The sequence below is a fragment of the Polynucleobacter sp. AP-Capit-er-40B-B4 genome, assembly GCF_018882245.1.
Taxonomy (GTDB): Bacteria; Pseudomonadota; Gammaproteobacteria; order Burkholderiales; family Burkholderiaceae; genus Polynucleobacter.
Map to the genome: position 1 here is coordinate 239,737 of NZ_JACVOV010000002.1, position 13,018 is coordinate 252,754.

Genomic DNA, 13,018 nt, shown 5'->3' on the forward strand with positions numbered 1-13,018 from the left:
ACTTAGCCCTTCTTTTTTGAGGGGGCTTTTTGACTGGCAAGATTGCTGACATTCTCAACGCTCTTCTCGAAATTGGTAAATGAGTCAGCCATTGCGGCTCTAATCAATTCAAAATTCTGCAGCGCATTATTAAAAGATGTTTTAAATACGGATACATAAGCCTCGCTACCAACTGGTGCGTTATCAGTGGCCTCATTTACAAAGTGAATCAAGTCTGCTTTAGATTCTTGAATCATCGTTTCAGCAATATCTGCCAGCTCTTGATTGCCACTCTTTAATACTTGCAATAGCTGATTGTGATATTGAGTAATCTCTTTAGCTGCATCCTGCAATACTTCAGCATGTACATACTCGAAAGCAGATCTAGGATCTTGAGTTTTCATTAACTCAGACACCCGCTTCTGAACCATTGCGGCTAACTCTTGTGTAGCTTGCTGATTGATCTGCGCAATGGCCTGAGCACTTTCCATCGCCACACGTCCTGCGGCCCTGGTTGCATCAACAGCGCTCTGTTGCCCTGGAATCGCCTTCATATCAAATGGTTTCTTGCTCATATCAACCTTTCAGATGGGTAGTGTCAGCTACCAATCTACTCTCCTGCGGATGGGTTTCTATAGAGAAATACCAGTAGATAGAATTCCCTGCAGAAAGACAGCCCCCAGGTATCGCCAGACTTTTAAGCATCATGGCTGGGGTGATTTGAGAAAACGTTGACTTATGTAGTCTGAAAAACAGCAAAGGTAAGTATGTTGATCAAACTTGCTACATCACCCTCAGCAGGCCTTGTAGAGAGATAGGCAAAAATGCAGGCGCCCAAGATAATCAGCGCTCCCGCCACTAGACTCCAACTTCTGATATTTGATCGCACTATATCCCTTTACTTGATTAAGCTTTTTGCATTGTCCATCACAATTTAATCGCAGCAAAGTGTGATCTGGCGGCTTGCTGACTTTATTTTAAGTGCATACTAGAACCACTATGAAAGCGACACACTGGACACAACACTGGCACCATATCAGCGCCATATCAAGGCTGATTATTGTTGCAATTGCTGGATTTGGGGCATTTGCCCTACTCTCCCCTAGCTCGTCATCCACTATTAGTCTAGCCCTCTCTTGGGCGCTAGCCGGAAGTCTTTACCTAGCCCTTACTTACATCATGATGTTCTTTTCAACCCAAGAAAATATCTTGGGGCTTGCAAAGAAAGAAGATGATGGCGCTGCAATCATCCTGCTCATCATTATTTTGGCAGCAGCTGCAAGCCTGATCACTATCGTGATTATTCTCTCGGGCATCAAAACTCTTCCTATTCACTTGGCAATTCGTCATGTTTGCTTAGTGCTGGGCACATATGCGATCTCTTGGTTATTTATACATACAGCTTTTGCCCTGCATTACGCTCACGCCTACTATCAAGAGTTTGAGAAAACTAAAGAAGCCCCCATGCTATTTGCGGGCAAGCAAAGACCTACTTATGTAGACTTTCTTTACTTTTCCATGGTGATTGGCATGACATGCCAGACTGCTGACGTCAATATTGCCAGCTCCAGAATCCGGTTTTTAGTTATGATTCAGGGAATGACTGCTTTTGTTTTCAATGCTTCCCTGCTTGCACTAGCAATTAATCTCATTGCAGGTGTTGTGGCGTTTACATAGACTTAGTTTTCCCTAATCATGGGATGGGGAAATAAAAATACTCGCTGATGCGAGTATTTTTATTAAATACCGATAACAATTAAGTGCGATTTATTGCAAGCTAACTGGCTTGCCATCAATCCATGTGCCTTTTACTTTAATGTTGCGAATATCAGCTGGCGCAGTTTGGCGTGGGTTCTTTTCCAAGATCACTAAGTCAGCTTGCTTGCCAACCTCTAAGCTACCGACGATATTGTCTGCAAAGATTTGATAAGCAGCATCAATGGTGATGGCACGGAGTGCATCATCAACCGATACCGCTTGATCTGGCCCCAATACCTTTTGTGGCGGCAACTGCCATAAGCGCGTTACTTCTTCGCTGACGTAATTTAAAGGACCGACATTCGAAACAGGTGAATCACTATGTAAAGTAAATTTACCGCCAGCACGTTTGAAGTCACCAGCTGGATCTATACGCTTAGCGCGCTCTGGCCCGATAATATGATCATTAAATGCAGCGCCCCAATAATCTACGTGACCAATAGTAAAGCTAGGCACTACTCCTAACTTAGCCGCTTGCTTTACTTGAGCCTCAGTATTAACTGTGAAATGCTCCATGCGTAATCGACGATCTTGAGGCTTGGGATTGTCAGACAACAGTTTTGTATAGCTCGCTAAAGTTTGATCAATCGCCTTATCTCCATTGGAGTGCGTAGAAATTTGCCAACCTTGATCAAAGAACCCCTTCATAGAAGCATAAATTTCGGCATCTTTATAGTTCAGCGCCCCGCTCCATTTGGAATTTGTTGGGTAGGTATATGGCGCATTTAAAGCAGCTGTTAGACCTTGAGTAGAGCCGTCTGAAATATATTTAATGCCAATAAAACGCAATTTGTCATCGCCCTCATTTGGCTTAACAGAGGTTTTGCCTGTGGGCAAAGCCTGGCTAAACAAATATCCCCGCACCCGAATAGGTGCTGCATCTTTAGCAAATATAGCCTTATAAATTGCCACTTCTTTATCAACGCCAAAATTGCCGCCAACACTCATTTCAGAAGCAGTAGTGACGCCTGTTGAGGCAATTTTCTTCATAGTGCCTTGAATGGCGCCAAATAATTGAGCCTCAGTAGGAGCTGGCATTTTTGTCATAAATGGCAAGTAAGAAGGTGGCTCTACCAATTTGCCCGTGAGCTTGCCTTTAGCATCCTTCACGTAGATACCGCCACCAGGAGGATTTGGTGTTTTATCAGTAACGCCAGCTAACTCCAAAGCCTTGTGATTTACATAACCAATATGACCAGATTGATTCACGATAAAGATCGGAACATCTTTAGAAACTGTATCCAAATCATCCGCAGTGAGTTCGGCCATAAATGGTGTGGTGCGTGATGGGTCAACACCAAAACCAAATAGCCAGCCACCAGTAGGGACATCTTTGAGGGCAGCCTTCATTTTCTTGATCAATGTTTCTTTGGTGTCATACGGCAAAGTAAAGTTGCTCAAATTCAAACCCAAGCCTTCAAATACTGAAGTCACCAGAATATGCACATGGGGCTCCACAAATCCCGGCATCAAAGTTTGACCTTTTAAATCAACCACCTTAGTAGATTCAGTCTGCCATTCCTTGGTAACGACATCTTTTGTACCGACTGCAACAATCTTGCCGTTTTGCACTGCAAGCGCTTGAACTTCTTCATTCTTAGAATTCACGGTAACAATGGGACCGCCATAAAAAATCGTATCCGCATTACCTTTAGCAAAAGTGACTACGCATTGCACCATTAATAATGCAGAAAGTAGTTTTGGTGCGAATTTCATATTCTTATCCTGGTGCTCTATTGATTAACTCAGAATGAGTAGTCTGCGTATTTAAAACTTAAACGTTGCAGCCAGCTGCGGGCCTTTAAATGTCGTTTTTTGCAGCAGGCCATCGCCCTTCATATCGTAGTACATGGTGCGGTAGGCAAGCGATACGTCTACCCAGTTTTCAAATGTTTTACCCACACCAAGAATACCCTGCCAAGTCATATTGGTAGTGCCACCACCCCCGCCGATATCTGCATAGAAGGGGATATACCAAGCGGAATCTGCAATGCGATAGCGGCCTTTAAAACCAACAATAGGATCAAGAGTGGAGACAGATTTAGAGTCAACCAAACCTTTTGAATATCCATATGCAGACAAATCTGCTGAGACAGTAGCCGTTGCCATAATGCCACGCGCACCCAATAATCCATCCACATAAATATTCTGATTATTGAGAACGGTGTAGGTTGCCGCTCCAGTAATAATATTTTGTTGCAGTGTTACTTTGTTTGCGGCATTCACCGGCACTGCTGCCCCACCCAATTGAGGTGGCTGCACGGAAATATTTGAATTACCTGTCGTTTGCAAAGTTGCAGATACGAGATCGCCGAAGATACCCCATTTACCGAAGTGCGCCTCTGCGGCAATCATCCCACCAGACTTCAGATTTCCGAGCACATCCGATGATGAAAGATTGGCAGTATTGATATAGCGATCGTTATAAAAGAGTGTTGAAGAAATGCCTGATGACCATAAATATGGGGTCACCTCAAAGCGCCACTCATCTGCAATCTTAGGAAGGGGCGATAAACCTTGATCAGCATAAGCAACACTAACGGTAGTCAAGACTGCCGATACGGATAAGATTGACGCAAGGATTTTTTTCTTCATAAAAGCTCTATTGGAATAGGGTGGATGAGGCTAAGTAGCCCAATCTTGAGGACGATTATAGACAAGCGGGGCTGTTCAAAAGCCTGATTTAAGCCTTTAAACAGCTAATATGGCGCCAATAGTTGTTTATCTAATAATTCGATCATAAATATCAAATTTATTCATTAGACAAATAAACAACTGAGGTTCAAAATTCATCCAGTTGCATTAGCTACTAAAAAGATTGATTAACCAAAACAAGGAGCACAGATGTCCATTATCAATACCGCAGTTCAACCATTTAAAACTGAAGCCTTCCACAACGGCAAGTTTGTAACCATCACTGACGAAACCCTCAAAGGTCATTGGTCTGTTCTGATTTTTATGCCAGCAGCATTTACATTCAACTGCCCAACAGAAATTGAAGATGCGGCTGAGAACTATGCTGAATTCCAAAAGATGGGTGCTGAAGTGTATATCGTGACAACTGATACACACTTCTCACATAAAGTTTGGCATGAGACATCCCCTGCTGTTGGTAAAGCAAAGTTCCCACTCGTTGGCGATCCAACACACACATTGACCAATGCATTTGGCGTTCATATTCCTGAAGCTGGTTTGGCATTGCGTGGAACATTCATCATCAACCCAGAAGGTGTGATCAAGACTGCAGAAATTCACTCTAACGAAATCGCACGTGACATTTCTGAAACATTGCGCAAGCTCAAAGCTGCACAGTACACAGCTGCACACCCAGGCGAAGTATGCCCAGCTAAGTGGAAAGAAGGCGCAGCAACATTGACTCCTTCTTTGGATCTCGTAGGCAAGATCTAAGCTGAAGCTCCAATCAATAGACTCTCTTCGGAGAGTCTATTGGAGAGGACAAGATCCTGCCCAATAGACTCACCTAAAAAATTACCCAAGGAAATTACCATGCTCGATACCAATATCAAATCTCAGTTAAAAGTGTATTTTGAAAAGATTGTTAGCCCTATCGTTCTCGTGGCCAGCCTAGACGACAGCGACAGTTCACAGCAGATGCTTGAACTTTTAAATGAAGTGGCTGAGCAGTCTGACAAGATTACCGTCAAAACAGATGGTAAAGCTACGCATACTCCTAGCTTCACTGTAAGCAAGCTCGATCAAGAAGCGCGCATTACCTTTGCAGGACTGCCAATGGGCCATGAAATGACCTCATTCATATTGGCTATTTTGCAAGCTAGCGGCTATCCAGCAAAAGTAGAGCAAGCGATCATTGATCGCATCATCAAGCTTGATAGCAAGCTCAGCTTCCAGACTTTTATTTCTTTGTCATGCCATAACTGCCCTGACGTTGTGCAAGTACTCAATCTCATGGCAGCCCTGAACCCAAATGTCACACATGAAATGGTTGACGGCGCCCTCTATCAAGAATTGGTAGATCAATTCCAAATTATGGCGGTACCAACTGTGATCTTGAATGGTGAAGTGTTTGGCCAAGGTCGCATGAGTGTTGAAGAGATTGTGGCTAAGCTCGATACCGCAAGCCCTAAAGAAGAGGCCGCAAAACTCTCCGCCAAAGATCCGTATGACGTTTTAGTCATCGGCGGTGGGCCTGCTGGTTCCGCAGCAGCAATTTATGCAGCACGCAAAGGCATCCGCACCGGCATCGTGGCAGAGCGCTTTGGTGGTCAGGTCATGGATACCATGGGCATTGAAAACTTCATCTCAGTTAAAGAGACTGAGGGACCTAAATTGGTTCAAGCGCTTGAGCAACACGTAAAGAGCTACGAAGTCGACATTATGAATTTGCAACGTGCCAATGCATTGCGTAGAACTGCCAATGGTCTCGAAGTGGAGTTAGTTAATGGTGCGGTGCTTAAGAGCAAATCCGTGATTTTGAGTACTGGTGCCCGCTGGAGAGAGATGAATGTTCCTGGCGAACAAGAATATCGTGGCAAAGGTGTAGCGTACTGCCCTCACTGCGACGGCCCTTTATTTAAAGGCAAGCGTGTTGCTGTCATTGGCGGCGGTAACTCTGGCGTTGAAGCTGCAATTGATTTGGCCGGCATCGTGAGTCACGTCACCTTGATTGAGTTTGATAGTAAATTACGTGCTGACGCAGTGCTTCAGAAGAAAATGGCTAGCCTGCCAAATGTAACCGTCATCATGAGCGCCCTTACCAAGGAAGTATTGGGTGCAGGTGGCAAGGTCAATGGCTTGCGCTACCAAGATCGCACCAATAATTCCGAGCATACGCTTGAGCTTGAAGGCATCTTTGTGCAAATCGGCTTACTGCCAAATACAGATTGGCTCAAAGGCACTATCGAGTTGTCAAAACACGGTGAGGTCATTGTCGATGCAAAAGGCGAAACTTCCTTGCCTGGCGTATTTGCAGCAGGTGATTGCACGACAGTTCCCTATAAGCAAATCATCATCGCCATGGGCGAAGGTGCCAAAGCTTCTCTCGGAGCATTTGATTACTTGATTCGCTCATCGGTTACCGAGCCCGAAGAGGCGGTAGCTGCTTAATGGGATCTAGAGTATCCGCAGGAAAATAAAGGGGTCTACGGACCCCTTTTTACATACAAATGAATTACCGCATATTCAAACTATCTAGATATAAATTACACTGAAGCATCTTTTTGTATTTACACATCCCCGAGGAATCAGAATGAGCTTAATTGACAAATTACAGTGGCGTTACGCAACTAAAAAAATGGACTCCACAAAATCCGTACCCCTGGAGAAGGTTGAACAAATTCTAGAAGCCATTCGCCTCACTGCTAGCTCGAGCGGATTACAGCCATATGAGGTACTTGTCATTACCAATAAAGCTATTCGCGAAAAGATTAAAGCGATTGCTTGGGATCAATCTCAAATTGTCGACTCTTCTCATTTGCTGGTTTTTGCAGCCTGGGATACCTACACAGCAGATCGCATTAATCAAGCATTTGATATGACCGAGAAGATTCGCAACTTCAAAAGTGAAGCTGGTGACATCTATCGTCAAAAGCTACTCAGTGGCTATACAGCTCGTGATGCTGAAACCAACTACACCCATGCAGCAAAGCAAGCCTACATTGGATTAGGGACGGCACTCATTGCCGCTGCTTACGAACAAGTGGATTCCACACCAATGGAAGGATTTGATGCTGCAGCTCTTGATGAAATTCTCAATCTCAAAGCAAAGGGCTTGCGTAGCGTTGTCATGCTGCCACTGGGCTATAGAAAAGCAGATGAGGATTGGTTGATGAACCTGAAAAAAGTCAGAAAACCCAAGGAAAGTTTTATTACTTGGATCGAATAAGCAATCTCATTCCTGGAAAAACAAAAGCCACCCGAAGGTGGCTTTTTTTAACACTAAAACTAATCAGCTAATTAAGCAGAAGCTTTACGGCTTTTAGCAGCTGGCTTAGCAACAGCGTATTGACCTTGAATGTTTGCCATAGCAGCATCAACACTCTTCTCAAAGTTAGCAAATGCGTCAGTTGCAGATGCGCGAACTTGGTCGAACTGTTGGAGTGAAGACTCAAATGCAGTTTTGAATGCAGAAACAAACGCCTCAGAACCAGCAGGAGCTGTCTTAGTAGCTTCTTTAACAAACTTAACCAAATCAGCACGTGCGTCATCAATAGAAGCGTCAACTACTTGAGCAACTTCTTTGTTACCGTTACGAACTACTTGGTTTACTTTAGCTTGGTAAGCAGCAGCGTATTTAGCAGCTTCTTGAGCAGCTTCTGGCTGAGCTAATTTAGCCAATTGTTGTGGATCTTTGATTGCTAACAATTGTGAGCTTGCATCTTGAGCAACAACTAAAGCATCTTTAGCAGCAGCTTGGTTGATTTCAGCTAACTCTTGAGCGCTTTCAACAGCAACTTGTGCCAAATGTTTAGCGTTTTCGATTGCTTTAGCTTGTGCATTAGCAAATTGATCGTTTAATTGAGTTTGAAACATGATTTATCCTAACTTTAGTTAATTGTGTTTTTTTATTGCGATGCACCATTTTAAGAGCCACATTTTCCAAAAGCAAGATATTTTTGTTGCAAAGCAACATATTTTTTACTAAACCGCATTTCAAGGCTTTAAATGAGGTATATCAATAACTTAGATATAAGCTCTTTAGATTTAAATGCCTAATAATTAGGCAGAAATTGCCAGCAGGGGCGCAAACTTCTGAGCAAAATACCTCTATTTAACCCAGGTAGTAAATTCTTCAGCGGCAACTCTGGGGGTGTGAAAGGTATTCACTAAGGCGTTTTTATCTGCATAGCCAAGTGCCATACCGCACACAAGCATCTCATTCTCCTGAGCGCCAATAGCGGGCAAGATGATCTTTGCGTAATCATTCCAGGCGGCTTGCGGGCATGTATCCAAACCCTCACCTCTTGCGGCGACCATGATGTTTTGTAAGAACATGCCATAGTCAAGCATTGAGCCTCTACCAAGCTCCTTGTCGATTGTGAAAAATAGACATACGGGAGCACCAAATGCTTCAAAGTTTTTGCGATGCTGTGCATGCATCTTGTCTTTATCGCCCTTAGTAATTCCTAGTAATCCATATAAGCCCCAACCATTTTCACGACGCCTATCGATGTAGGGACTAAACCATTTAGCAGGGTAATACTCATAAGCAGGTTGATATTCTTTTGCCAACTCGGGATTGGCAGCAATACTGTCATACGCTGCACAGACTTTTTCACATAGATCCTTGAGAGCAGTCCCTTCTATGACATAAGTTTTCCAAGGTTGCGTATTGGTGCCAGAAGGTGCGCGAGCAGAGATATTGAGTAGCTTGAGAATGACTTCTTTTGAAACACCCTCTTTTGTGAATGCACGCACTGACATGCGAGATGTAATTGCCTCAGCCGGGGTTAATGCTTTCATTACTGACCTTTGAAGATTAAATATATTGATAACTTAAAGACTCTTCTTGGCCCGCGCCTGATGCAGCTTTCTATAGCTGTCAATTAGGCGATGGTGCCTATCAAGCCCCTCTAGCTGCATACTCGTTGGCATTAATCCGAAGAAGCGAACGCTGCCATCGATAGAGCCAAGCACGGCATCCATACGCGCATCGCCATACATCCGGCGGAAGTTCACTTCGTAATCAGCCATTTCAAGCTCATCATCTAGCAAGACTTCCAGGGCCGCATCCATTGCTTGGTAAAACAATTTGCGCTCGACCGTATTGTCGTTGTACTGCAGAAAGGCGCCAACTAAGTCATGCGCCTCTTCATACTGTTTTAAAGCGAGTTGAATCAGTAGCTTTAATTCAAGCACCGTTAACTGACCCCAAACGGTATTCTCATCAAACTCTATTCCAATGAGCGTAGCGATATCGCCATACTCATCAAGCTCATTATTTTCTAAGCGCTCGAGCAGGGATGCTAAGCGTGCATCATCCAAACGAGATAAATTCAGGATATCCTCACGGAATAACAATGCTTTGTTAGTGTTATCCCATACAAGATCTTCGATTGGGTAGACCTCAGAATATCCCGGCACCAAAATTCGGCAGGCAGTTGCCCCTAACTCGTCATATACCGCTACATAAACCTCTTTACCGAGCTCTTTGAGGATGCCAAATAAAGTTTCGGCTTCTTTTACATTCGAATCTTCACCCTTGCTCGAGAAATCCCAATCTACGAATTGATAATCAGACTTTGCACTGAAGAAGCGCCACGATACGATCCCACTGGAATCAATAAAGTGCTCAACAAAGTTATTAGGTTCGGTCACTGCTTCACTGGAAAAGGTGGGCGGGGGTAAATCATTAAGACCTTCTAAGCTACGGCCCTGCAATAACTCCGTCAGACTCCGTTCTAGAGCAACTTCTAAGCTGGGATGCGCACCAAAAGAGGCAAACACACCACCCGTGCGTGGATTCATTAAAGTGACACACATCACTGGGTAGATACCGCCAAGCGATGCATCCTTTACCAAGACTGGGAAGCCCTGCTCTTCTAGACTTTGAATGCCAGCCAGAATACCGGGATATCTAGCTAGCACTTCCTGAGGCACATCTGGAAGCGCAATCTCACTTTCCAGAATTTCTCGCTTGACTGCTCTCTCAAAGATTTCTGATAGACACTGAACTTGGGCTTCGGCAAGCGTATTACCTGCACTCATACCATTACTCACAAAGAGATTTTCAATCAAGTTCGACGGAAAGTAGACTGTCTTGCCATCGGATTGACGCACATAAGGCAATGAACAGATACCGCGCTGTGCATTTCCAGAATTGGTGTCCACCAAATGGGATGCGCGCAACTCACCGTCTGGGTTATAGATTTTTAGACAGTACTCATCCAGAATTTCTGTCGGCAATACATCTTTCTTAACAGGCGTAAACCAGCGCTCATTCGGGTAATGCACAAACGCTGCATTAGCGATGTCCTCACCCCAGTAAGCGCCTGCATAAAAATGGTTATTACTCAAACGCTCGATGTACTCACCCAAGGCCGACGCCAGTGCACTCTCTTTCGTTGAGCCTTTGCCGTTGGTAAAGCACATTGGTGAATGTGCATCACGTACATGCAAAGACCACACATTAGGGATGAGATTGCGCCATGAGGCAATTTCAATCTTGATGCCGAGGTTTGCGAGCAATGCTGACATATTGGCAATCGTTTCTTCCAAAGGAAGATCTTTACCAACAATATGTGTACTAGCTCCTGCATTTGGTTTTAGGGTCAGCAGACTCTGTGCATCGGCGTCTAGATTTGCGACCTCTTCAATAACAAAATCAGGTCCTTCCTGCACTACTTTCTTAACTGTGCAGCGCTCGATAGAACGCAAGATACCTTGGCGGTCTGTAGCAGAAATATCTGCTGGCAATTCAACTTGAATCTTAAAGATCTGTTTATAGCGATTCTCTGGATCAACAATATTATTTTGCGAGAGGCGAATATTCTCAGTAGATAAATTACGAGTCTCGCAGTACAGCTTCACAAAGTAAGCAGCGCACAACGCTGATGAAGCCAAGAAATAATCAAATGGTCCTGGCGCAGATCCATCACCCTTGTATCGAATGGGTTGATCGGCAATTACCGTAAAGTCATCGAACTTCGCTTCAAGACGCAGCTTGTCGAGAAAATTGACCTTAATTTCCATGGGAATGATTCCAAAATAGTGCAAATAATGATGTGAGCACCATTATCCATCGCAATGCCATTCAAGCGCAGCAGCCAGATCAAGACTCTGAAATCAGCCCAGTAAATGACCAGTCTTTACAAAAATAGTGCAGCCTTCTTTACTAAAGGGCTGATGCAGGCTCATATGAGGACTTCTAATCCAAGAGCCAGCCGGGTAGCGCCCATGCTCATCTTCAAATACGCCATCCACCACAAAAATTTCTTCGCCACCATAATGCTTGTGTGGATTGAAATAGGTTTGAGGCGCCCATCGCACTAAAGTCGATCCGCTACCCTGCGTCATTAACGGCATGACATTGAGGCCGGGAACCATTCCCTGAAACCAAGGGGCAGTTTTTGTGTTGACTATCTCTCGCTCGACTTGATCTGGGCCAAGGTGTCGCAACTTTACAAACAGAGTACAGCCAGACTGGCTGAATGGCGCATGCGAAGATCCAGGCGGATTCATCATATAAGTACCAGCAGGGTAATCACCTGTCTCGTCACTAAAGACGCCATCTAAAACGAATATCTCTTCACCAAATTCATGGGTATGCATTTGAAATTTGGATCCCGGTTTATAGCGAACAATTGAGGTTGCCTTTGCCACCTCATCACCCATGCGATCAAGCATGCGCCTCTCGACCCCTGGCTCTGGGCTAGGAACCCAAGGTAGGTCATGGTGGTTAATGACAACTCTCTTACTGTAATCGGAGTGGATATTCACTTATTGCATTTCTGATCTATAAACAGGAGCAAGCATAGCAAGCAAATGCCGAGCTTGCTTGAATGAGAATTTTGCCGCGTACGCTCATACGCGATCTGCGCTAAAGTCTCTTCAATCCACCCCATTTACAGAATTTTCTCAACAGAGCAACATGAGCCTACTTCCCAACCCCTTTCGCGCACTAGTTATTGGCTCCTCCGGAACCATAGGCTCTGCTTTTATGGATCTCTTAAAAGCTAACCCCGCATGCTTAGAGGTTATAGGAATCCATCGCAATTCTGAATTTCCGATTGATTATCAAAATCTGGAATCCATTGAATCCTGCGCAATAGCACTTTCTCATGCGGAACCCTTTCAACTCATCATTAATACCATCGGGGTTTTGCACACGAATCAGTGGATGCCTGAAAAAAGAGTAGATGACCTCAATGCGGAGCAGCTCATGGAACTCATGACAATCAATGCAATTGGGCCAGCACTAACGATTCGTTACTTTTCAAAACTACTTGATCCCAAAAATAGCATCATGGTGACTCTGTCAGCAAAAGTAGGCAGCATTGAAGATAACCGTCTTGGTGGCTGGTACAGCTATCGCGCCTCAAAGGCTGCACTCAATATGTTGGTGAAGACAACATCGATCGAATGGGGACGCACAAAACCCAATACTGCATTAATCGCAATGCATCCCGGCACTGTGAACTCTAGACTCTCAAAGCCATTTCGTGGTGAGCAGATTGGTAGGCCTGCAGATCAAGCTGCAGCTGAGATGTTTAATGTGATCGAACATCTTCAAAAAGAAGACACGGGAAGCTTTCTGACTTATTCGGGTGAAAAGCTGCCTTGGTAATGGAATAAACGCTTTTTT

General features: G+C 44.4%; 12 protein-coding genes. 5 read left to right on the forward strand and 7 right to left on the reverse strand.

The window, feature by feature from the left end; translation table 11 throughout:
- Positions 1–2: 2 nt before the first annotated feature.
- The gene (locus tag ICN19_RS06235) at positions 3–554 is read right to left on the reverse strand and encodes a phasin family protein (protein WP_216246262.1); all 552 of its coding nucleotides are present in this window, start codon (positions 552–554) and stop codon (positions 3–5) included.
- Between the two features lie 424 nt (positions 555–978).
- Here ICN19_RS06235 and ICN19_RS06240 point away from each other — a divergent pair, with 424 nt between their 5' ends.
- Positions 979–1,656 carry a DUF1345 domain-containing protein gene (locus ICN19_RS06240; protein WP_216246263.1) on the forward strand — a complete coding sequence of 226 codons (678 nt, stop codon included), beginning with the start codon at positions 979–981 and terminating at the stop codon, positions 1,654–1,656.
- Between the two features lie 90 nt (positions 1,657–1,746).
- On the opposite strand, the gene ICN19_RS06245 is transcribed toward ICN19_RS06240, so the two are convergent.
- Together ICN19_RS06245 and ICN19_RS06250 are read right to left on the reverse strand one after the other, a co-directional pair.
- Positions 1,747–3,453, reverse strand: a complete 1,707-nt coding sequence (locus tag ICN19_RS06245) for an amidohydrolase (RefSeq protein WP_216246264.1) — start codon at positions 3,451–3,453, stop codon at positions 1,747–1,749.
- A gap of 51 nt (positions 3,454–3,504) precedes the next feature.
- On the reverse strand, positions 3,505–4,332 hold the full coding sequence (locus ICN19_RS06250; protein WP_216246265.1) for a hypothetical protein: 828 nt from the start codon (positions 4,330–4,332) through the stop codon (positions 3,505–3,507).
- A gap of 249 nt (positions 4,333–4,581) precedes the next feature.
- On the opposite strand from ICN19_RS06250, the gene ahpC reads away from it, so the two are divergent.
- The 3 genes from ahpC (at position 4,582) to ICN19_RS06265 (ending at position 7,600) form a co-directional block, all read left to right on the forward strand.
- Positions 4,582–5,145 carry an alkyl hydroperoxide reductase subunit C gene (gene ahpC / locus ICN19_RS06255; RefSeq protein ID WP_216246266.1) on the forward strand — a complete coding sequence of 188 codons (564 nt, stop codon included), beginning with the start codon at positions 4,582–4,584 and terminating at the stop codon, positions 5,143–5,145.
- A gap of 99 nt (positions 5,146–5,244) precedes the next feature.
- Positions 5,245–6,822, forward strand: a complete 1,578-nt coding sequence (ahpF, locus tag ICN19_RS06260; RefSeq protein ID WP_216246267.1) for an alkyl hydroperoxide reductase subunit F — start codon at positions 5,245–5,247, stop codon at positions 6,820–6,822.
- Between the two features lie 142 nt (positions 6,823–6,964).
- Positions 6,965–7,600 (forward strand): NAD(P)H-dependent oxidoreductase, encoded by a 636-nt coding sequence (locus tag ICN19_RS06265; protein ID WP_216246268.1) that lies wholly within the window; start codon positions 6,965–6,967, stop codon positions 7,598–7,600.
- 71 nt (positions 7,601–7,671) lie between these two features.
- Here ICN19_RS06265 and ICN19_RS06270 read toward each other — a convergent pair whose 3' ends face one another.
- From ICN19_RS06270 to ICN19_RS06285, 4 genes are all read right to left on the reverse strand, one after another.
- On the reverse strand, positions 7,672–8,247 hold the full coding sequence (locus ICN19_RS06270; RefSeq protein ID WP_216212273.1) for a phasin family protein: 576 nt from the start codon (positions 8,245–8,247) through the stop codon (positions 7,672–7,674).
- Positions 8,248–8,481: 234 nt separating this feature from the next.
- On the reverse strand, positions 8,482–9,177 hold the full coding sequence (locus ICN19_RS06275) for a nitroreductase (RefSeq protein WP_216246269.1): 696 nt from the start codon (positions 9,175–9,177) through the stop codon (positions 8,482–8,484).
- Positions 9,178–9,210: 33 nt separating this feature from the next.
- Positions 9,211–11,406, reverse strand: coding sequence for an OsmC domain/YcaO domain-containing protein (locus ICN19_RS06280; RefSeq protein WP_216246270.1), 2,196 nt, complete (start codon positions 11,404–11,406; stop codon positions 9,211–9,213).
- Positions 11,407–11,499: 93 nt separating this feature from the next.
- A complete protein-coding gene (locus ICN19_RS06285) occupies positions 11,500–12,153 on the reverse strand; it encodes a cupin domain-containing protein (protein ID WP_216246271.1) in 654 nt (217 codons plus the stop codon).
- 151 nt (positions 12,154–12,304) lie between these two features.
- Here ICN19_RS06285 and ICN19_RS06290 point away from each other — a divergent pair, with 151 nt between their 5' ends.
- Positions 12,305–13,000, forward strand: coding sequence for an SDR family NAD(P)-dependent oxidoreductase (locus ICN19_RS06290; protein ID WP_216246272.1), 696 nt, complete (start codon positions 12,305–12,307; stop codon positions 12,998–13,000).
- Positions 13,001–13,018 lie beyond the last annotated feature (18 nt).